18 protein-coding genes are annotated in these 21,269 nt (G+C 38.6%); 7 read left to right on the top strand and 11 right to left on the bottom strand.

The features are described from left to right. Window positions 1-24: 24 nt before the first annotated feature. Entirely contained in the window at window positions 25-1,422 is a 1,398-nt protein-coding gene (locus tag PPBDW_RS08600; RefSeq protein WP_036794829.1) for a hypothetical protein, read from the bottom strand. Window positions 1,423-1,748: 326 nt separating this feature from the next. On the opposite strand from PPBDW_RS08600, the gene PPBDW_RS08595 reads away from it, so the two are divergent. Beyond that, on the top strand, window positions 1,749-2,591 hold the full coding sequence (locus PPBDW_RS08595; RefSeq protein WP_036794827.1) for a CvfB family protein: 843 nt from the start codon (window positions 1,749-1,751) through the stop codon (window positions 2,589-2,591). 90 nt (window positions 2,592-2,681) lie between these two features. Here the strand turns inward: PPBDW_RS08595 and PPBDW_RS08590 are convergent, their stop codons facing one another. From PPBDW_RS08590 to moeA, 3 genes are all read right to left on the bottom strand, one after another. Then, window positions 2,682-2,918 carry a glutaredoxin family protein gene (locus PPBDW_RS08590; protein ID WP_036794826.1) on the bottom strand — a complete coding sequence of 79 codons (237 nt, stop codon included), beginning with the start codon at window positions 2,916-2,918 and terminating at the stop codon, window positions 2,682-2,684. An 18-nt stretch (window positions 2,919-2,936) separates the two neighbouring features. Further along, window positions 2,937-3,707: a molybdopterin-synthase adenylyltransferase MoeB gene (gene moeB / locus PPBDW_RS08585; protein WP_036794825.1), complete on the bottom strand. Its 771-nt coding sequence runs from the start codon at window positions 3,705-3,707 to the stop codon at window positions 2,937-2,939. Between the two features lie 105 nt (window positions 3,708-3,812). Further along, a complete protein-coding gene (moeA, locus tag PPBDW_RS08580; RefSeq protein WP_036794823.1) occupies window positions 3,813-5,048 on the bottom strand; it encodes a molybdopterin molybdotransferase MoeA in 1,236 nt (411 codons plus the stop codon). A gap of 299 nt (window positions 5,049-5,347) precedes the next feature. On the opposite strand from moeA, the gene folE reads away from it, so the two are divergent. Together folE and PPBDW_RS08570 are read left to right on the top strand one after the other, a co-directional pair. Then, entirely contained in the window at window positions 5,348-6,001 is a 654-nt protein-coding gene (gene folE / locus PPBDW_RS08575; RefSeq protein ID WP_036794821.1) for a GTP cyclohydrolase I FolE, read from the top strand. Between the two features lie 83 nt (window positions 6,002-6,084). Further along, window positions 6,085-7,020: a LysR family transcriptional regulator gene (locus PPBDW_RS08570; RefSeq protein ID WP_036794818.1), complete on the top strand. Its 936-nt coding sequence runs from the start codon at window positions 6,085-6,087 to the stop codon at window positions 7,018-7,020. A gap of 80 nt (window positions 7,021-7,100) precedes the next feature. Here PPBDW_RS08570 and PPBDW_RS08565 read toward each other — a convergent pair whose 3' ends face one another. Together PPBDW_RS08565 and PPBDW_RS08560 are read right to left on the bottom strand one after the other, a co-directional pair. Next, window positions 7,101-7,973 carry a YjjW family glycine radical enzyme activase gene (locus PPBDW_RS08565; protein WP_036794816.1) on the bottom strand — a complete coding sequence of 291 codons (873 nt, stop codon included), beginning with the start codon at window positions 7,971-7,973 and terminating at the stop codon, window positions 7,101-7,103. A gap of 17 nt (window positions 7,974-7,990) precedes the next feature. Then, window positions 7,991-9,523, bottom strand: a complete 1,533-nt coding sequence (locus tag PPBDW_RS08560; RefSeq protein ID WP_036794814.1) for a YjjI family glycine radical enzyme — start codon at window positions 9,521-9,523, stop codon at window positions 7,991-7,993. 140 nt (window positions 9,524-9,663) lie between these two features. Here PPBDW_RS08560 and PPBDW_RS08555 point away from each other — a divergent pair, with 140 nt between their 5' ends. The 3 genes from PPBDW_RS08555 to PPBDW_RS08545 all read left to right on the top strand — a co-directional run bounded on the left by PPBDW_RS08555 (window position 9,664) and on the right by PPBDW_RS08545 (window position 12,929). After that, a complete protein-coding gene (locus PPBDW_RS08555) occupies window positions 9,664-9,906 on the top strand; it encodes a putative hemolysin (RefSeq protein ID WP_036794812.1) in 243 nt (80 codons plus the stop codon). Between the two features lie 363 nt (window positions 9,907-10,269). Beyond that, the gene (locus tag PPBDW_RS08550) at window positions 10,270-12,051 is read left to right on the top strand and encodes a L,D-transpeptidase family protein (protein WP_036794810.1); all 1,782 of its coding nucleotides are present in this window, start codon (window positions 10,270-10,272) and stop codon (window positions 12,049-12,051) included. 146 nt (window positions 12,052-12,197) lie between these two features. Continuing rightward, entirely contained in the window at window positions 12,198-12,929 is a 732-nt protein-coding gene (locus PPBDW_RS08545) for an HAD family hydrolase (RefSeq protein ID WP_036794808.1), read from the top strand. A gap of 80 nt (window positions 12,930-13,009) precedes the next feature. Here the strand turns inward: PPBDW_RS08545 and PPBDW_RS08540 are convergent, their stop codons facing one another. Further along, window positions 13,010-13,963, bottom strand: coding sequence for a TerC family protein (locus PPBDW_RS08540; RefSeq protein WP_036794807.1), 954 nt, complete (start codon window positions 13,961-13,963; stop codon window positions 13,010-13,012). A 653-nt stretch (window positions 13,964-14,616) separates the two neighbouring features. Here PPBDW_RS08540 and PPBDW_RS08535 point away from each other — a divergent pair. Then, window positions 14,617-16,035, top strand: a complete 1,419-nt coding sequence (locus PPBDW_RS08535) for an FAD-dependent oxidoreductase (protein WP_036794806.1) — start codon at window positions 14,617-14,619, stop codon at window positions 16,033-16,035. Window positions 16,036-16,081: 46 nt separating this feature from the next. Here PPBDW_RS08535 and phnR read toward each other — a convergent pair whose 3' ends face one another. The 4 genes from phnR to PPBDW_RS08515 form a co-directional block, all read right to left on the bottom strand. Next, window positions 16,082-16,816 (bottom strand): phosphonate utilization transcriptional regulator PhnR, encoded by a 735-nt coding sequence (phnR, locus tag PPBDW_RS08530; RefSeq protein WP_036794805.1) that lies wholly within the window; start codon window positions 16,814-16,816, stop codon window positions 16,082-16,084. Window positions 16,817-16,969: 153 nt separating this feature from the next. After that, window positions 16,970-18,709: a putative 2-aminoethylphosphonate ABC transporter permease subunit gene (locus PPBDW_RS08525; RefSeq protein WP_054262032.1), complete on the bottom strand. Its 1,740-nt coding sequence runs from the start codon at window positions 18,707-18,709 to the stop codon at window positions 16,970-16,972. Between the two features lie 24 nt (window positions 18,710-18,733). After that, complete coding sequence (locus tag PPBDW_RS08520) at window positions 18,734-19,810, bottom strand: putative 2-aminoethylphosphonate ABC transporter ATP-binding protein (protein WP_036794804.1); 1,077 nt, start codon at window positions 19,808-19,810, stop codon at window positions 18,734-18,736. 178 nt (window positions 19,811-19,988) lie between these two features. Then, complete coding sequence (locus PPBDW_RS08515) at window positions 19,989-21,002, bottom strand: putative 2-aminoethylphosphonate ABC transporter substrate-binding protein (RefSeq protein ID WP_036794802.1); 1,014 nt, start codon at window positions 21,000-21,002, stop codon at window positions 19,989-19,991. Window positions 21,003-21,269 lie beyond the last annotated feature (267 nt).

Here is a 21,269-nt window from a genome sequence, read left to right as displayed (position 1 = left end):
GTAATGAGGGCATTTTTGTCTTTGTTATGAATTGGCGACGTCGAGCGCTTTTTTAGGCTTCGATTTTTTAGGTTCTGGCGTAGTAATAGCTTCAATATCAATGATTTTTGAACGACTCATGATGATTTTCCAGCGTTGAATTCTGACTGTTTTATCTTCATCTGTTTCCTGAGTGATCAAGTTAATTAAATGTCTTTTTTCAACAGATTCTTTAGTTACTTGGCCATCATTAAGTTGATATAACCGTTGTGAACCTTTTTCCATTAATGAAGCGACCGCTCGTAGATCAAGAATGATCGATTCGCGCGTTTGTTCATAACCACTTAAGAATTTAGTCGGTGACATTCTGGTGGTACTTTTATAATGCAAAATGGTCTCTTCACGGTGAGAGACATTGTGCTTACGAGTTTTACGAATAACATCCGCTAAACTGTCGTAATTAACAAACTCTAACCATTCAAGTTGTCGTCCAATGACGTGTCCAGTATTAGCATCGAAAAATTGTTTTCTCCAACGTGCTTTTCCTTTGCGCATCCATCGCCACAACATCGTTTTTAAGTCGTCTTTAAATACTTCACGTGCCGCATAAATAAAAGATAAAACCACAATAAACGAGGCGGTAATATCGCCTAACATGCCTCGCGCTTTGATCAGTATTAAAGTAACAAAAATCATCACAATACCGGCGGCTGCACCCGTGACAATTTTGCGAGTATTCTTACCTAACTCAACAGTTTTTTCATTCATAGTGACAGGGTATTCAATTAAGCGGCGTAATAATCGCATCTTATTCGACATTCGTGTCGGATCTTGCATTGCTTTGGTTGAGTTGTAATTGTTATCTATTCGGTGCTGGGCTTCTTTTTGGCACAGTTCTAATAATTGTGGTTTAATTTCATTGTACTCACCACCACGGGGTAAGTGGGCGATAAGTTGCAGAAAGCGTTGCTCTGTAAACCATGATAAATAGTTATCAATATTTTCATAATATTTAAGCAATTTTTTATCAGTTGGAATGTTACGGCGTAACCGCTTTAGAATGCGAGCGGCTAACTGCGCAGCTTCTTCAATCTCTTCTTGCTTAGATTCGCTACTATCACCTAACAATTGCTGCGTTGTTTTTTCCAAGGCTAACGCATATTGGTAGGCATAAAGGCTTAAACTTAAACGATACTGCTCGATAGAGAGTTTGCCACGACTTGCGAGACGGCTATGTACTAATGGCAGATGATTGATATCACTGAAATAAGTACGCTTGCCATGAATGGCATTATGATAAAACTCTTCTTCAGAGATGATATTGGCATTTAGCCCAAGTTCACCTGGGATAAATATGAACATATCAAGCTGTCGATTAGTTGTTTCATGAATCACATGAGATATTTTGAGTTTATGCCCATCTTTTTTATCGACAGTAATCACTTTTTATTTGCTCTCCAATGGCTAATGCTAAACGGCATAAAGTGGCTTTCCTTGAGATTATATTAGAATAATTTTTTGTCCATTATTTATAAATCACAATTATTGATGCTAATTGAGTCAAAAAACATCAAATAATTGCAGATAGGTTGGGCGAAGGTTAACAACATCACGTATAATACCGACATCATAAGCGCAACCCGCGCATTATAGCGCATTGCCTAGTCAGCGGTAGACATTAATAATCGCTGCTAATAAATTGATTGATAAAGATATTGAACCAACTGCACTGTAAGCGTGTTGTTGCCTATATAGAGAGTACCTGATACATGATTAAAATTGGACAATACAACACACTAGAAGTTATCAAATTGGTAGATTTTGGTGTGTTTCTTAATGGCGGTGATGATTTCGGTAATATTTTGTTACCAAAGAACACTGTGCCAGCAGGTACTAAGCTCGGCGACAAGCTTAAAGTTTTCATTTACTTCGATTCTGAAGATGAAGTGATTGCAACTACTGACGAACCATTGGTTGAAGTTGGTGGATTTGCAAAACTGCGTATTGTTGGTGCAACGACTATCGGCGCATTTGCTGATTGGGGCCTACGTAAAGACTTGCTAATTCCGTTTAGTGAGCAACGTCGTCGCTTAGAAGAAGGCGAAGAAGTCATGGTTCGTGTATATACGGATCGTGCATCAGGCCGTATTGTAGGCTCAACTAAGTTTAATCGCTTTCTTGATCAAACACCTGCAAACTATAAAGTGGGTCAAGAAGTACAAGTGATCATTGCTGAAACAACTGAGTTGGGTTACAAAGCGGTTATTAATGGTGAGCATTGGGGTTTATTCTTTAAAACAGAAGCGTTTGGTAAGCTGTTTATTGGTAAGCAACTAAAAGCTTACGTTCAAGAAATTCGTCCAGATGGTAAAATTAACCTATCACTACAAAAAGTAGGCTTAGGCAAAGTTGATGACTTAGCTGATAAGATTCTAACGTCGCTTGAAATTAAAGGTGGTTTTATTCCGGTAAGTGATAAATCAAGCCCTGATGAGATCTTCCGTGTATTCCGTACGAGTAAAGCAACGTTTAAGAAAACTATCGGTGGCCTTTATAAGAAAGGTTTAATTGTTATCGAGAAAGATGGTATTCGTCTTAACGACAACGATTAATCACTGCCTGTATTAGTGAAGATAATAAAAACCGACATTCAACTAGAAATAGTTAAAGGTGTCGGTTTTTTTATGAATCTATATTGTGAGTTATTCGTCTTTTTCGTGGAGTAGCTTTTCGAATTTAGTCATATTCCAGCCCATCAGCACACTATCCCCAATTTTTATAACGGGAACAGATCGCGCACCAGTACGACTTAACTCTTTTCTGCCTTGTGGTGTTGCGACGTCAACTAAACGAAAAGGGTAGCTCTTCATTTTCATATATTGCTGTGCATCTTTACAGTGAGCACAGTTTTTTTGAGTAAACAGAGTAATACGTTTCATAATAATTAATTCGTTTCTCTATTTGTCGCACACAGAACAGTTTGGTTGCTTCATCAATTTCATTTCGCGCCAACTCATGTTCATTGCGTCTAACATTAAGATCTTACCTGTTAATGGTGTACCGACATTGGCTGCAACTTTAATCGCTTCCATTGCTTGTACTGCACCAACGATACCGACAACTGGAGACATAATCCCGGCTTCAACACAAGTTAATGTTTGCTGACCAAAAAGGGCACTTAGACATTGATAGCAAGGTTCGCCATCGCGATAGCTATAGACACTTATTTGACCTTCCATGCGAATAGCGGCACCTGAAATAAGTGGTGTTTTAGCGGCAAAGCATAAGCGGTTAAGTTGGTTACGAGTATCAACGTTATCACAACAATCTAGCACTAAGCTGTGTTGTTGAATGAGTGGCAATAACTCGTCATCAGTTAATCGTTTAGCTATGGTTTCAACAGTTAAATAAGGGTTTATAGCGGTTAATGCGTGTTTAGCTGATTCAACCTTGAGCATCCCGATAGTGGCATCAGTATGTAAGACTTGGCGTTGTAAGTTAGAAACCTCAACCTTATCGTCATCAATAAGCGTAATTTTTCCCACACCAGCAGCAGCAAGGTATTGAGAGGAAGCACAGCCTAAACCTCCAGCACCTAAAATTAACATAGATGAGGCTTTTAATGCTTCTTGGCCTTCAAAGTCAAATTGGCGCAGAATAATCTGGCGGTTATAGCGCAGCATTTCGTCATCTGATAATTCAGCACTGGTATGTTGTTCTGTTGTCATAAGTGAAATTACCGTTGTTAGCTGTTTATTCGAGCGCAAGCGCAGTTGATAATGTATTAGCCGTTTATGGGTAGATTAATGATCGGCTAATATATTAATGACAAATTAGTACATGGTGTGGTTAAACATTTCAATGGTCACTAATTCACCAGCTTCAACGCGACCGCGATCTTGTTCTAGGACGACAAAGCAGTTGGCGTGGTGCATTGAACTAAATGCCCCAGAGCCTTGATTGCCTGTTGTAGTAACTTCAAATTGGCCGTCACTGTTAATACTATAAAGACCACGTTGGAAGTCAGTGCGCCCTGGACGTTTCTTAAACATCGATGTTGCTTTAGCTTGTAAACGTACTGGTGGTTGGTATTGGCTATGACCAGCTAGTTTTGCCAGCATAGGTTGTACTAATTGGTATAAGGTTAGCATTGCTGATACTGGGTTACCTGGAAGGCCGCAGAACCATGCATTATTAATGGTACCAAAGGCAAATGGTTTACCTGGTTTCATCGCTATTTTCCAAAAACCGATTTGACCTTCTTGATCTAAAATGTCTTTGGTGTAATCAGCTTCACCAACACTAACGCCACCAGATGTAACTACAACATCAGCTTCTGTTGATGCTGTAATAAATGCTTGGCGTAGTTTTTCAGGACAATCAGCAATAATACCTAGGTCAAGTACATCACAACCAAATTTTTCTAGTAATGCTTTCATGCCATAACGGTTGCTATCGTAAATTTGACCAGCAGCAAGTGCTTCACCAACTGGGCGTAATTCATCACCGGTTGAGAAAAAAGCCACCTTAGGGCGGCGATATACAGCAAAAGAAGCAATACCTAATGACGCTAGTAGTGGCATTTCACGAGCAGTTAAACGAGTACCTTTAACTAAAACAGTTTCACCATAATGGACATCATCACCAATAGGGCGAATATTATCGTTAGCTTTTGGCTTGACGTTAAATTGAATATTATCGCCATCGACTTGGGCTTCTTCCTGCATGATAACGACATCAGCACCAACGGGAATTTCAGCGCCAGTCATAATGCGTACACATTGACCTGCCTCGCAAGTACCAGTGAAAGGAATACCTGCAAATGACTTACCGATCATGGTTAATGTGTTGCTCTGTTCAAGATCTGCTACTCGAAGCGCGTAACCATCCATAGCTGAATTAGCAAAAGGAGGCACATTAATAGGAGAAAGAATATCTTCAGCAAGCACCATGCCCATTGCATCAGCTAATGCCACTGTGGTGATTGTTGTTAATGGTGAAACTTGAGTCATAATATTATCTAACGCAGTTTCAATCGTCATTAAACCTGGTACGTCGCAGCATCCCATAATCGTGTCCATTTATTTATTAGTAATAATGAAGGTGAGCAGGTCTGAAAAATTCTCAGTTTATATTTTTCTGAGTTTTTACTAAGTATTGTTCAGAACGCTAGTTTAGGTGTAGTTTACCCTTTATTGACTACCTCTGTAAGGGATTGAATATACTAAAATACACTTGAAGTGTATGACCATAGGAAATTTGGTGGTGAAATTATTCTCATTTGGAGGTATTCTGCTAGGGATTTTAGTGCTGGCAAGGTCAGAAGGGTATGTCTTTTTATTCTACCTAGGTCAGCTGGAGGAAGAGAATGACAGCATTAAGTGTATCTGCAATACAAGTACGTGACGCCTTAGCCGCCCGTGGTCTAGAAACCCCTATGACGGCTGATGTTGTAAGTCGTGAAGAAAAGAAAGAAAAAATTGAATACCATATGCGTGAAGTTTTATCGCTATTAGCGTTAGATCTTACCGATGATAGTTTGGTTGAAACACCACACCGTATTGCAAAAATGTATGTCGATGAAATTTTTTCAGGTTTGGATTACACCAATTTCCCTAAAATTACAGTGATTGAAAATAAAATGAACTGTGATGAAATGGTGCGAGTAAAAGATATTACGTTAACCAGTACTTGTGAACACCATTTAGTTACTATTGATGGTAAGGCAACGATTGCTTATATTCCACGCGGAAAAATCATTGGTTTATCTAAAATTAATCGTATAGTACGTTTCTTTTCTCAGCGCCCACAAGTGCAGGAACGTTTAACTCAGCAAGTTTTAGTAGCATTACAAACGTTACTTGAGAGTGAAGATGTTGCTGTTACTATTGATGCCACACATTATTGTGTTAAATCTCGTGGTGTGATGGATGCGACAAGTGTCACGACAACGACTGCGCTAGGGGGAATTTTTAAACGTAACCCTGCTACACGTGCCGAGTTTCTAAGTGGCATTCGTTAATCGTCGCGATAACTGATTGTGATATAAATGCCCGTCAATAGATTATTGGCTGGCATTTTTTATTTATATCCTAGGGATAAGAGATGGATCTGATTAAGCTTTCTCGTATTAGCATGAAGCACCTTATTACTCTGCATGTGATGTTAGATACTCTGAGTGTGACCGATTGCGCCCAACGATTGTGTGTTAGTCCTTCATCCGTTAGTAAAACATTGAGTCAGCTTCGAGATACACTGAATGATGAGTTGTTTTATCGTAATGGTAATCGCTTGGTTTCGACACCATTAGCACGTCGTCTAGGACCAACAGTGCATCAGATGATCAGTGATATGAATCAGATCATGACCCAAGAAGAATTTGATGTCGCCAATTATGCGGGCAGTTTTTCGTTGTCGATGCGAGAAAGTACATTTGAATTAATTGCGGCGCCATTGTGTGAGCATGTATTGAAACTAGCCCCTAATATTCGATTAGATATTTGGTCTAAAGATAATATCGGTGTCAGTGGATTAGCGAAAGGAGTGTTGGATTTTATAATCTTGCCTCATGATCTCAGTCAGCCACCGAACATCGATAATAACTTAGTCTGGGAAACGTTATTTACTGATGAAATGGTGTGTTTAATGTCACATCAGCATCCATTAGCGACTCAGTCTCTGACGATTGATGATTACTTGCAGTACGATCATATTGGTATTGTTGATAATGATCTCAGTGTGCCATTTTTTGAAATGCAGCTCGCACAGCAACACCGTAAACGTAAAGTGATGGTTAATGTTGCAGATTTTGGGGTTGCAGCAACGCTGTGCAAAAATACTGAGTTATTGTTTACTTGTTCAAAAAAATGGGCTGAAGTAGCGGCGCAGGCACAATCGTTAACCATGAAAGAACTGCCGTTTAATTATGGTCAAGTTGCTTATAGTTTAGTGTGGTATCAACCGAGTATGAATGATCCTGCGTTGCGATGGTTATACCAACAAATCACCACAGTAGGACAACAAATAGGGCTGGGTGAATAAATGATTAAGTAACAAGAGATATAACAATAAAAGTCAGTGATGATCAGATAATCACCACTGATAATGGGTTTTAGAGGGGGTTATACATACACACTTGGTAGTATCAGATTGGCGACACCACGGTCAGTCAGTAATGCTGCTAATGTTTCAATGTCGTCTTTTTTACATGTTGTCCAGTTGAGAGATTCACCGGTAACCCCATGGTGCTGAAAAGCATTGAGCTTAATTCTTACACTATCATCCAACGTCATTAAATAAGCAGCAATATCATCGATATATTGCTCATAATCTGTGATCCCGGGAATCTGCAATAAGCGTACTTCGTATAGTTTTTGGTGTTGACTTAACCAATCAATACTTGCTAATACTCGATCATTATCGCGAGCCGTTAACCAGCGATGGGTGGTGTTATTCCATGCCTTTAAATCAATCATTGCCCCATCAAGGTAGGGTAATACTGTTTGCCAGCCTGTAATACTTAAACTGCCATTACTGTCGATCATACAGCTTAAGTGCTGCAAGGTTGGATCGGACTTTATCGCTTTAAATAACGCAATAATATACGGTAATTGTAATGTCGCCTCACCACCCGTTATTGTAATACCATTGATAAAGAACAAATTATCTCTAATCAATATTAAGGTATCTGCGACAGTTAACTGCTGTGTTTTAGGTGTTGATTGTTTATTACATGCAGTAAGGCATGCATCACACTCAGTACATGTCGACATTTTCCATACAACAAACGGTTTATTGTTTTGTGTCGTAAGTTGTAATGATTGCGTTGGACAACTCGGAACGCAATCACCACATTGATTACACATATCAATTGTTTGTGGGTTATGACAATTTTTGCAGCGGTAGTTACACCCCTGCAAAAACAACACCATACGATTACCCGGGCCATCAACACATGAGTAGTTCAATATTTTGCTGACTGTGGCAGAAATCATAGTATGTGTACTTTAATTTATTTTGTTGGGTAAACAGGTGACATTTCACGGCTAACAACACGCGGTTGACGCTCTAGGATACGTGTATTTTCAGACGCTTCTGTACCTAACCATGTTGTATTTGTACGAGAACCTTCTTCTTTAAACTTCGAAATATCAGATAGTTTAACCATGTAACCAGTTATACGGACTAGGTCGTTACTGGCCACGTTAGCGGTAAACTCTCGAAAACCTAATGCAAGTGCACCTTTACATAACTGCATCAATGCCAGTGGGTTGTTCTTGATAGTTTCTTCGATTGTTAAGATTTCACTGATACCAGATACGTAGTATTTATGGTGTGCAGCAAGCGCCTTAATGTGAACAACTGGATCTGGTTCTGTACCGTAAGGAATACGAATCCCTGGTGTTACTTCGTGGTCGCAACTAATCCCACCTTGTGAATGTAATAGAGCTCGACCTTTTAAGCCATGTTTTACTGGCGTGGTAGTTACGATTTCATTTAATGCTTCACTGATTTGCAGTGCGATAGCATTTGCTTCTTCATTGTGACCGTATTTAGCTGTTGAACCTGATTTTTCCATCAATATGTTTACCGCTTCAGCCATGCCGAATATGCCAAACATTGGTGCAAAACGGTCTTCATTGATCAAACCTTCAGTGGTTAAGAAACCAGTAAAGAAGTTTGATTCTTCATGCAAGAAAGCTGAACGAGCTTCAATAAGTTCAAACATCAGGGCACTGTAATGTGGCAGAGTCATGGTTAGAAACTCTTCAATACTATTACAACGTAGTGCGACTTCTTTTAAATTCATACGTACGAGTGTATTAGCGCCACCTGCAACGGGCAGTGAGTTATAGCAACTTACAATACCAAAACCAGGTGCACCAAAAGCTTCTGAGAACATAGGGTAATTAGCAATGTGTGGCTTACTGCATTCACAAATATTGTCACACGCTTGCTGTAATAAGCTTTCAGGTGTGATTTGTGGGTCGTACATAAAGGTTAAGTTTGGTGCTACTTGCTTAAGCTCGGCATCAATTTTCAAAATCATACGACAAACAATGTTGTCTGTTGGACCAATGTTTACGTGCATGAAAGCATCAGGTAGCGTGCGGTCAAGCATGATCCAGAAATTTCTCAGCTTACGATATAAAACCTCTTCGCTAACATCAGCAACAAATGGTAGTAAGATTTCGTCAAGTTGGCCAAGATAAACTGGAATGTTTGTGACTGATGGTACGTGATGATAAATAATTGTTAGTAGGTTAATTGCTTCATCTAAATTCGTTGCGGGTTCAAGTTCTAGATATTCTGAACCTTGTTGTAAAAATTTAGCATAATCAGGAAGAACATAACGAGGCTTGAATGGAGCGTTGCCTTCAAACATATCACAAATTATGCCAGCATCTTTTGCTGCTAAAACGCCGGCAGAAATTGGCATATAGTCTACAATTGCTTCAGCTTCTAATGATAGGAACAATGTTTTTTGTTTCGCACTTAATGTTGCATCAGTAATGATATTTTTAATTTTAGTTTGTAGTGACATTGCTATGCTCTTCTTATATCCATAAGTTTTGTGCGGCTAATCTAACGTATGAAATATATTTCCAGAAGTGAAAAAGAAAGAATAAGGTTTTTCCAAAATGGAAATCCATAGCAGTAATCTCTATTAGAAAGGAATCAATAATGAAAAAGCAGTTAGTCGTGACCACGCTGGTGGTAAGTAGTTTGATTCTCATCGGATGTTCACAAGATGAAAAGCCTACGCCAGAGTCTGTAGGTAAGGCTAATCCAGCATCAGTATATTGTGCCGATCAGGGCGGCAAGGTGGTAATGAAACAAGAAGAGAAAGGGACGGTCGGTTATTGTCATTTAAGTAATGGTAAAGTGGTTGAAGAGTGGATTTTGTATCGAGAAAATAACAAATAAGCTTAATTTTTGAGCTGACATTATACGGAAAGGCGAAATTCGTATTTTTTTCACATTGATATTAATTTTTAATAAAAGAATGTTTTTTATAGTGCTATATTAAATTTAACGAATTAAAATTCTATGAAATCAAGTTGTTGTGCTTGTTATTTCTAATTTTTAAAGATAAAAAATCATGATAGGGCATAATTAATTTTTAAAGTTCCATTTTTTGAATTGTATCATTTGCCAAAATTTGTCTAAATATAGTGAGTTAGTTTTTTATAAACTATGGATTGCCGTCATTGCATATCAAGTAAGATAAGCTGTAATGCTAGGTATGGTGTATTTCATTCTATTACATAGGTAAGGATCGCTTTGACGATGTTAAATCCTCAACGTATTGTTGCTAAGCGTGTTAGCAAACTTTTAGTTTTGTCGCTGATGGTTCCAGGTAGTGTTTTTGCTGCTGAAGTGAGCCCTGCTGTTCCACAAAATGTTGCTGCCGTTGCACCGAATAATGTGCAGGTTGTTGGCTCAAGTACTGTACTACCTAAAATGCCTGTTGGTGTGCGAAAAGCGCCATTAACAACAGGTAGTGTTGATTGGTCTTCATTGAATAATCAACATTTAGTGAGTACAAAGATGTTGTGTGGTAACACGACTAGTAATGTGTGCTTTACAACACAAATAGAACAAGCTTATGCGCAAAATAAATTCTACCCACTTTGGCAAAACGCAGCGTTACGTAATGAATTTGAATTGCAGCTAAAAGCACTCGCAGATACTAATATGTTATCTGGTATTCGTCAGCGTCTTACTGAAATGCACCGATTAGAAAAAGAGGGTAATCAACAAGGTTATGATCTTTTAGCTACTGATACCTATTATGTTTATCGTGCATTCCTAAACTATATTGCTCATCACCGCGATGTATTGTTCTTATCTCAGCCTGTAAATATGAGCCAAGTAATGGTTCAATATGGCGGCGGTGAGGATGCTTACCCAATGACAATGGCGAAGCTTAAAACATATCGTCCTACCTATATTCCATTTGAATCAACCATGGAAATGATTGAGAAGTACCAACAATTGGCACCTCATCATTTAACCAGTGCAAGTTTTAAATCTGCCGTCTATCGTCCTGGAGATGTGTTACCTAATGGACATGAAGTGGTACAGGTTCTTTATCATTTAGGTGATTTAAGCCAAGCTGATCATGATACGTTATCGGTGCAACCAACAGTGGCTAATTCAGGGGCATTGTTAGCGAGTCTTAAATTATTCCAGCAACGTCATGGCTTAACACCTGATGGTATTGTAGGCCCAGCTACAATTAAACAATTGGTGGTGCCATACAGTGATATTGCGCGGTTATTAGCGTTAAATACTTTGCGTGTTTCAGCATTAAATCGTCATAACGATAAGCGCGCTCATATTTGGGTAAATATTCCTAACTATAAGTTAGAACTGTACGATAATGGTAAAAAAGTATTTGAATCAAAAGTGATTGTAGGACGTGATACGCGTCCAACGAATTTATTCTCATCAGCAATAACGACCATGGTAGTAAATCCATATTGGAATGTGCCTATTACTATTAAACAGCATGATGTTATTCCAAAAGTTAAGATTTCTCGTGATTATTTGAAAGAGCATAATATGCAGATTTTAAATAGCTGGAGTGATCGTACTGTTGTTCCACCAAGTAGTATTGATTGGGCAACAGTAAATCCAAAAACATTCCCACATGAATTCCAACAAGGCCCAGGTCCTCATAACTCATTGGGTAATGTAAAATTCTTGATGCCAAATGATTACGCTATCTTCTTGCATGATACGCCATCACATGGTTTGTTTAACCGTAATAAACGTGACTTGAGTTCTGGTTGTGTACGAGTTGAACGTGCAGATGATTTGGCAAATTATGTTATCGATTATCAAGAGCGTAGTAATATTGCGCCTTTTAAAACAATGTTGGATACAAAGCAGCATAAGGTTGTAAGTCTTTCAAAACGTATTGATGTTGATTTTGTTTACTTAACCGCATGGGTTGATCAGAATGGTCATCTACAAATGCGTAATGATATTTATGGTTATGACTCACCACGAGCAACGCCTATCAAAACAAAGTTCATTACTATGAAAGATTTTGTTAAACGCTAACTTATTGCTAATTATGTAATATATATTAAAGCCAGCACTTAGGTGTTGGCTTTTTTATGTGCTAAATGTATTTACTCAGGTAGAATTTAGCGATTATTTTGAAATCAATATTGTCAGGGTGTCGTGTGCGGCACAACGAGGAAGTAATGTTAAAAGCTATTTTTTTAGATATGGATGAAACATTATGCGCGACATCAATTGCAGATAAACAGGCATTAGCTACTTTAAAACATTATGTCCAATCACAATTTCCAACCTTGAATGCAGATGTTTTTTGTCAACGTTATATTGCTGGTGTTTATAAACAGCTTAACGATGAGTTTCCACAATTAGTGGCGTTATTAGATAATGAACTGTTGTTTAGGCAAACGTTAGTACAGACCTTATTTGCTCAACAACAATTAACAATTACCTTTGAGCAAGCTGTCGTTATTCAAGCTTCATTTGACGATGGTCGAATGGCAGGGTTTGATTTCTTTCCTGAAGTAAAAGCGATGCTAGCTTCTTTGCGTCAACATTATAAGTTGGTGGTGATTACTAATGGCCCTATCTTTTCGCAGCATCCTAAACTTGCCGCGACAGCGATGGATGAGCATGTCGATTATATTATTGTTGGCGGGGAAGAGCCTGCAGAAAAACCGGCGTTAAGTATTTTCCAAAAAGCATTAGATTTAGTGGGTTGTCAGCCAAATGAAGCGTTACATATGGGGGACTCATTAACGGCAGATATTGCTGGGGCAAATAATGCTGGTATTGCTAGCGTATGGGTTGATACAGGCAAAGTAAGTGATCACGATAAGCTTTCACAAATTACGCCAATGTATATTGTGACTAAACCTCAGCAACTATTAGATGTAATTACTCAACATTTTGCATAGTTAAATCGTATTGAATCGCAAATAAAAATGCCACTGCAGTTAGCAGTGGCATTTTTTGTTTAATCCGTTAATCGTGGTGATTATTGTTCGGTTGTTTCAAGTTTACGTGTTTTCCATAGCGATGCGCTGATAGCTATCGTGATGGAAAGAATGATCACGCAAAGTGAAATAAGTGTTGGAATCGCATATGGCGAACCGACAAGTAACATTTTGATACCGATGAAACTTAAAATGAAGGCTAAAGCAACACGTAAGTAACAGAAACGGGTTAGCATACCTTCTAATACGAAATACAATGAACGTAAGCCAAGTAGGGCAAACACGTTAGCAGTAAAGACGAGGAATGCTTCTTGCGTAACAGCAAAAATAGCAGGAATCGAATCTAGTGCAAACATCACATCGGTAAGTGCAATAACCGCGACTACCACTAATAATGGTGTTGCAAGCCAGCCTTTATCGTCTTTGATGAACATTTTATGATCATGGTAATCGTCAGCAACTCTAAAAAAGCGCTTTACGAGACGAACAGGGGCTGAATTCGAGAAATCTTCTTGTTCTTCCTCACCTTCACGCCAAAGCTTAAAGCCAGTGTAAAGTAAGAAAACAGCAAAGATATAAAGGATCCAGTGGTAATCTGCTAATAGCTTAGCGCCAACGCCAATCATGCCTGCACGTAAGATAAGAGCACCAACAATACCAAGCATTAGAATACGAGGACGTAAACGTTCTGGTACCGCAAATTGACCAAAAATTAGCGCAAAGACGAATAAGTTATCAACACTTAGAGATTTTTCTAATAAGTAGCCAGTAATAAATGATGTTGCTGCTTGTTTATTTGTATATGTGCTCTCTGGTGCCATTTGTGGCCAATATAGGTAAATAAAGCCCATAAAAATGAAGGCTAAAAATACCCAAAAAACACTCCAAAGTGCAGCTGTTTTAATCGATATTTTACCACCACGTGTTTGGTACAAATCGAGCGCAAGCATTAATATTGTTAATACAGCAAACCCTTCATAACTAAAAATACTCATAGAGTTCTCTCTTTATATAAATTTCTGGCATGATAATTTATTGCTATTAGTTTTGTTGTTTATTTGAATTTATAAAATAATAGAGTTAAACAAAAACAAATTTCATAACAATATGTTATTACGCAGAATAAAATACGAAAGGTATGCCATAGGCGAGCCTAAACAAAACCTTCCGCGCATTAAAAAAAACCCACGCAATTATATTGCATAGGTTCGATTACATTTTTATGTAAACGATAATGGCATTGGTCTCGTCAAAATGGTGCTAGCAGCGATGTCTATGGCTGACATCGGTACTGCAAGCAAATCCATTCACGGCTGCCGGAAGCTTATGGCTTCGAGATGACGACAGGCGAACAAATGTGACTACTCCCCAAACGGGGCAATTTTAGACTTGTACGCGGTAAGTTACCAGTCGTTTTTGAGGTTAATTTGGCACAATATCTAAAATTGCTTTAATTTGGTGCAATTGCGTGTGAATTTGATGAATAAAATATCGTTTAATTATTTAGTTGTGTGGAATCGGCAGCTTAGTTCGCTGACAATATGCTCAAAAATGAAGTTTATGTTGCACTGCAAGTACGGTCACTAATTCTTAATATGAGCACGATACGATAAATGCTGTTTTGGTCTATATCAATAAAGGGCTATTAATGGACTCTTCAAATCAACAAAAAACAGTTACACCGTACTGGTTTAGTGAAGCATTAGCACAAGAACCAAACAGTTATCCCATACCACTTGAGAATGATATCCAAACAGATATTTGCATTGTTGGTGGTGGCTATACGGGGTTATGGACTGCAATATTATTAAAGCAGCAACAGCCTGAGCTAGATATTGTCGTCATTGATAAAGGACTTTGTGGGAGTGGCGCATCTGGACGTAATGGCGGCTGTATGCTGACATGGTCTACAAAATATACTTCAATGAAAAAGCTCTATGGTGAACAAGAAGCGGTTCGGCTAGTGAAAGCATCAGAGGAGGCAGTGTATGCAATAGATGATTTTTGTCGTGAGTATAATATTGATGCCCAATTACGTTTAAATGGTACTTTATATACTGCGACTAACAGCGCACAACAAGGTGGTATGGATGCTGTTATGGCACAACTTGATAAGCATCAAATAAATAGTTGGCAACAATGGCAGCACGAGCATGTTCAGCAGGCAGCGGGATCAGTATTACATCGTGAGGGATTCTTTTCTCCTGCAGCCGCGAGTGTACAACCTGCGTTGCTTGCTCGTGGTTTAAAACGTGTAGCAGAGCAGTTAGGCGTAAAGATTTATGAAAATACGCCAATGGAAGCGATTAGCACTGATTCACCAGTGACAATTACGACCCCTAACGCTGATATTTTTGCGAATAAAGTCGTATTAGCATTAAATGCGTGGATGCTCGAGAAGTTTCCGCAGTTTAAGCGCAGCGTGGTATTAGTGTCTTCTGATATGGCGATCACTGAGCAGATCCCACAAAAACTATTTGAAACAGGTTTAAAAGACGGTAAAACAGTTATTGATTCACGCATTTTTGTGCATTATTACCGTAGTACGCCTGATGGTCGATTGATGTTAGGTAAAGGCGGAAATTATTTTGCTTTTGCAAATAAAATTTCAGCTGTTTTTGATCAGCCTAGCCGTTACACGTCGTTGTTACGTCAATCATTTAATCGTATTTTCCCCTCATTACAGCAACAACCTTTTGCTGCAACATGGACAGGGGCATCTGATCGTTCGACAACGGGATTGCCTTTTTTTGGTCATTTAAATAATCATAAAGATATCGTTTATGGGCTAGGTTACTCTGGTAATGGTGTTGCTCAAACATGGATTGGCGGGCAAATTCTGGCATCATTAGTGTTAGAGCAGCAAAATCAATGGAGTCAATGCGGACTTGTTTCTGGCCCGAAAGGTTATTTCCCACCTGAGCCGATACGTTGGATAGGGGCAATGCTAGTGCGTAATGCGATTCGACGTAAAGAAACTGCTGAAGATAATGAGCAACAGCCATTTTGGATTGATAAGCAATTGGCTAAATTTGCGAATGCAGCAGGGAAGGCGGATAAAAGTTAATTTGTTAGCTTTGTTAGTCAGAATTTAGATGAGCTAACATGTTAGCTCATTTTTTTTGCGTTGTTTTATGTAAGCATGCCGATGATAAAGTCGCAAGGGACTCAATACGAATAGCATCATGACGCCAATATTCTAAGTCACAATCGATTAAATTATCATATTGATCATAATTAAGCCGTTCAACAAACATTGCTGGACTTCCAGCCGTTGCACGTAATGCATTTGCAGTATTACCGTTAAGTGAGGTTGTACTGATGCGAAAGCGGGTTTTAGTGTAGATCCGCTGATAGTGCTCACGGTAGGTTACTGTTAATGAATGGGTAATATCGTGCTTAAGTAAGCCAGGGAAAAATTCAGGTAGAATATAATTGGTGACTACCACCACTGGGCGGTTATCGAGAGAGCGTAATCGTTCAATACGATAAACGCTGTCGTTAGTTGTAATATTGAGTAATGTAGCAATATACTGATTTGCATGAATTAATTGTGCAGATAATAACGTTGAATGCGGTTTTCTATCTTGAGCAATTGCCATTGCTGCAAATTCAGTGGTGTAATTAGGATCATAGATAAGTGCTGGTGGTGATACAAACCAACCGCGGCGATCCTCTCGGTAAATCTTACCCTCTGATTCTAATAATGCTAATGCCTCTCTTAAGGTAATTCGGGTGGTATTAAATGACTCTGCAAGTTTTCTTTCTGCGGGAAGTTTATGGCCGATTTGTAGTATGCCGGTGTTTATTTGTTGGTTGATGGCATCCTTAATTTTTAAATATTGCACCAGTATTCTCTTTATATAAGTACTCATATGAGCGAATGAAAAAATAAGCCATGATAACTTAAGTTACAATAACCTCAGTTATCATAACCATAGATTATCATGGCTAATAATTATACCCAGTAGTGGCTTTTTAGTTGTTGTTTTTAATTAAGATTAACGTTTACGCCATGCTTGAGTATGAGTTTCCAACCAATACCCAATTCCAATATGCCCAAGTTTTACCAAGGCGGCAGTGAGTAAAATCATGACAGCCATTGCTGCTGCAGGACCTGTTTGTCCTGCATCATCCATATTAAGCACAGAAACAGAAGCAGGCATCGTATCGGCACCGTATAGGAAAACGATAGCAGAAGTTGTTGTCATCGCATTAATAAACAGATACACCATGATTTCTAAAATCGCAGGGGCACATACAGGTACGGTGACCTTAAAAAATGTTTTATATTGCGGTAGGTTAATTGATGCGGAAATAGCCTCGACTTCTGCGGGGAGTTGTTTAAGAGCGGTAACCGCTGTCATATGTCCTACCGTATAGTAGTGAACTACAGTGTTAATCACTAAAATAGTTAAAGTGCCGTAAAGCATTGATAATGGATTATCACCAGTATTAAAAAAGAAAATATAACCTAAGCCTAATACCATGCCAGGTACAGCCATAGGTACAATTGCTAACATTTGCAATAGGTTACGTAGTGGCCCAAGACAACGGCCTTTTTCAATACAGTACGCGCCGATAAAGACAGTTACAGTGCCAATAATCGCGACTAATGTGCCTAACTTTAGTGAGTTAAAATAAGGTTGCCAGCCATCAGTGCTAAATTGTGAAAAATTATAATTATGCAGACTGATCGTTAAATTCCAAGGCCAAAATGTGACGAAAGATCCGTAGATTGCCATACCAATGATAGTGATAATTGCAATACTGATAACGGTACAAAATAATAAGCAGAGTGTGTCTCGAATGATATTTTTTTGAGGTATATAGGCTACTGATCGGGAATCGAATAATCCTTTTTGTTTTTTTTGTACCCAACGGTCAGCGCCAAAAGCAAATAAAGCAGGGATTAACAGTATTACGCTTGTTACCGCACCCATTGAAAAGTTCTGTTGTCCAACGACTTGCTTAAAAATATCGGTGGCTAAAATATTATAGCTGCCGCCAATGACTTTAGGTACACAGAAATCACATACAACCAATGTGAAAACAACAATAATAGCACTAATTAGGCCATATTTAGCGCCAGGGAGAGTGATAATAAAAAAGGTTTTTATTGGTGAAGTATTGAGAGCCTGTGCTGCTTCATAAAGGCGGGCGTCAGAAGTACGTAATGAGGTTTTTATTATCATTAAAGCATGTGGGAAACACCAAAAAGTTAAACCAATGGTGATACCTATAGGGCCGTATACTGAATGTCCCATTAAGATATCTTTTGCTATACCTTGATTACCTAACAAGTAAATAAGACTAATACCAGGTAATAATGATGGTGCTAAAATAGGTGCCGATCCCAATACATTGAATAGACTCTTAAATGGCATACCACTTCGAGTTAATGCATAAGCAAAGCCAAATGCTAACACGCTGACTAAACTCGTAACCATAATACCAATAAAGAGGGTATTACGTAATGACTGCCACATTGCTGATGACGAAAAGTAGTCTCTAAAATTGCTCAGACCGATAAATTGCCCACTGTTACTTTGGAGGCTTTTAAGTAGCATGGTAAAAAGTGGCGCAAGAATAAATACACTCATGCCAATAGTTAATAAAATTAAAATTGTCGCTAGAATAAGGTTATCGCGACTTAAACTATGACGGAAAAGGGTTAATTTAGTTGTCAGTGTTTTTTGAGGTAATACCGCGGTGGCATGAGTGGGTAATATTGAAGCCATGATGATAATTCCTATTGCCAACGATCAGCATTGAGCACTAAAAATATGAGTGTGCTTATGATTAAGATTTACGTTGAGGTAATGACCTTCCTCTAACGCTAAACGGCGTAATTCTCGAATAGGAACATCAACTTTGATGTTATTGTGGTTATGGATTCCTCGTATTTTACAATTGGCGCGCACATAAGTACCTTGGAATTCAAGATCTTCAATTTGGACAGGAAAAGAGGACGCAGAATGATGACCATTTTCCGTGAAGTGGAGATCCTCTGGGCGTAAACCCATCTCAAATCTATCACCACGTTTTAGGCTATTGCATGGTTTGGGTAAGAGTGTTTCACCTATTCGAATACAACTATCACTCACAACAGAACTGCTAATAAAGTTCATGTTACCAACAAATTCAGCTACGAAACGAGAGGCTGGTTGTTGGTATATTTGTTGGGGAGTACCAATTTGCTCGATGACACCATGATTCATGACCACGATTCGGTCAGCCATCGCCAGAGCTTCTTCTTGATCATGGGTGACCATAATTGTGGTAATTCCCAATTTACGCTGAAGCTGACAGATCTCATCACGTAAATGGGTTCGAACTTTAGCATCTAGTGCCGATAATGGTTCATCTAATAATAATAACCCTGGAGATAGAGCTAAAGCACGTGCGAGTGCAATACGTTGCTGTTGGCCGCCTGATAATTGATTGGGATATTTGATACCAGAATCAGGTAAGCCAATCAGATCTAACCAATATTGAACGACTTCATCGGTTTGTTTTATATTTTTACCTTGGTTTCTTAATCCGAGTCCAATATTTTCAGCTACGGTGAGATTAGGAAATAAAGCGTAAGATTGGAAAACAATCCCAAAATCACGTTTTTCAGGTGCGAGAAAAGTCGTTTCTATACCATTTTGCTCAATGTAACCAGAACTCGCTAAATCCATTCCAGCAATAGCCCTCAATAAGGTTGTTTTACCGCATCCAGAAGGGCCTAGAAAGCAGATGAATTCTCCTTTATAAATTTCTAATGAGATATTATTTAATGCAGTAAATTGACCAAAATGCTTACAAACATTGTTAACCTTAAGGTAAGTATCCATATTATTTAACTCTTTAAAATTGGTATATACCAAATCTAGAGGTAAAGCGTGACACTTCAATGACGTAAGTTTGACGTTAATAAGACAGCAGTAAATCAGTATATTTGTTTTAAATAACGCAAAAACCCACAGCAAGTGATCGCTATGGGTATTGTTATTCATTGGTATATATTATTAATTATGATTTGGGCTCTGATTTACTATCAAATTTTTGCAACCATAATTTAAGAATGGCAGTGCGGTTGGAGGCCATTTTAGAAAAATCCATATTAGCCATTGCTTGCTCTACATTGGGATAGTTAGCAATTGGGTGAGATTCGGATTTGATACCAACAACGGGATAAAATTGATTATAGAGTTTATTCGCATCAGCAGACACCGACCAATCAACTAGCCGTTTTGCAGCATCGGACTGAGTATTAACGAGACCGACAGCTTCAGCTTCCCAGCCAACACCTTCTTTAGGCATGATAATATCAATTGGAGCTCCTTGATTTTTTAAGGTCGCACCACGAATAGCCATTGAAATACCAATAGCAACTTCACCTTGAGCCGCTTGTACACAAGGCTTAGAACCTGAATGGGTATAATGATCGATATTTTTATCAAGTTCAGTCATATAAGCCCAGCCGGCCTTATCACCCATTGATTGTAGCCAAGCTGAAACTTGCATATAGCCAGTGCCTGATGAGGCTGGGTTTGGCATGGCAATATGACCTTGATATTGCGGTTTAAGTAAATCTTGCCATGATGTTGGCTTTTCTAGCCCTAATTGTTTAGCAACGACTTCGTTATAGCAAACGGCAATAAAAAAAGCATCATTACCAAACCATGCTTTATTGGGTTGAGGGTCGATAAGGTTAGGTCTTATCGACTCAATTCCTTTCGGTGTATAGGCTTTTAAAATGCCATTATCTTTAAGTAATGCCATTGATGAACCCGCTAACCCCCATACAACATCTGCACGTGGAGCGTCTTTTTCTGCGAGTAATTTAGCGGTCATTATTCCTGTCGAATCACGGACCCATTTAATTGTAATATCTGGGTTTGCTTGTTCAAAACCCTGCTTGAATTTAGCTAGCATATCCGTTTCAAAAGCACTATAGACTGTGAGTTGTTCCGCAGCAAAAGCATGCGGTGTCGATAGTGCGGCAATGGCAGCTAGTGGGGCAAGTATCCAGCGGTTTTTCATTAAACGATCTCCATGATATGAAATGTCACAATATTGACGTTAAATCGTATTGGTATGTACCAGTTTGAATGCTACTGATGCTAGAGCGGAGATATGACATTTCTATTATTAATAAATGGCACTTTTAATGCGGTTTTATTGGCTTTATATGACAGCATAAAAAGAGTTAATAGGGTTTGTGAATGTTTTATTAACTCTGATTCTGAGGGATTTACAGGATCAACAGGATGCCGTTATAGTTTTGTTATCTGGTATAGTCCAAATGGA

It is taken from the genome of Photobacterium kishitanii (assembly GCF_000613045.3).
GTDB lineage: Bacteria > Pseudomonadota > Gammaproteobacteria > Enterobacterales > Vibrionaceae > Photobacterium > Photobacterium kishitanii.
The sequence above is the reverse complement of the archived record's forward strand: the minus strand, read 5'-3'. Positions and strand labels throughout refer to the sequence as shown.

Coding starts and splice junctions, on each gene's coding strand:
- PPBDW_RS08515 (WP_036794802.1), bottom strand. CDS start 21,002: ATGAAAAACCGCTGGATACTTGCCCCACTAGCTGCCATTGCCGCACTA.
- moeB (WP_036794825.1), bottom strand. CDS start 3,707: ATGACAACAGAACAACATACCAGTGCTGAATTATCAGATGACGAAATG.
- PPBDW_RS08560 (WP_036794814.1), bottom strand. CDS start 9,523: ATGTCACTACAAACTAAAATTAAAAATATCATTACTGATGCAACATTA.
- moeA (WP_036794823.1), bottom strand. CDS start 5,048: ATGGGATGCTGCGACGTACCAGGTTTAATGACGATTGAAACTGCGTTA.
- PPBDW_RS08565 (WP_036794816.1), bottom strand. CDS start 7,973: ATGATTTCTGCCACAGTCAGCAAAATATTGAACTACTCATGTGTTGAT.
- PPBDW_RS08570 (WP_036794818.1), top strand. CDS start 6,085: ATGGATCTGATTAAGCTTTCTCGTATTAGCATGAAGCACCTTATTACT.
- PPBDW_RS08520 (WP_036794804.1), bottom strand. CDS start 19,810: ATGGATACTTACCTTAAGGTTAACAATGTTTGTAAGCATTTTGGTCAA.
- PPBDW_RS08550 (WP_036794810.1), top strand. CDS start 10,270: ATGTTAAATCCTCAACGTATTGTTGCTAAGCGTGTTAGCAAACTTTTA.
- PPBDW_RS08545 (WP_036794808.1), top strand. CDS start 12,198: ATGTTAAAAGCTATTTTTTTAGATATGGATGAAACATTATGCGCGACA.
- PPBDW_RS08535 (WP_036794806.1), top strand. CDS start 14,617: ATGGACTCTTCAAATCAACAAAAAACAGTTACACCGTACTGGTTTAGT.
- PPBDW_RS08590 (WP_036794826.1), bottom strand. CDS start 2,918: ATGAAACGTATTACTCTGTTTACTCAAAAAAACTGTGCTCACTGTAAA.
- PPBDW_RS08555 (WP_036794812.1), top strand. CDS start 9,664: ATGAAAAAGCAGTTAGTCGTGACCACGCTGGTGGTAAGTAGTTTGATT.
- folE (WP_036794821.1), top strand. CDS start 5,348: ATGACAGCATTAAGTGTATCTGCAATACAAGTACGTGACGCCTTAGCC.
- PPBDW_RS08595 (WP_036794827.1), top strand. CDS start 1,749: ATGATTAAAATTGGACAATACAACACACTAGAAGTTATCAAATTGGTA.
- PPBDW_RS08525 (WP_054262032.1), bottom strand. CDS start 18,709: ATGGCTTCAATATTACCCACTCATGCCACCGCGGTATTACCTCAAAAA.
- PPBDW_RS08540 (WP_036794807.1), bottom strand. CDS start 13,963: ATGAGTATTTTTAGTTATGAAGGGTTTGCTGTATTAACAATATTAATG.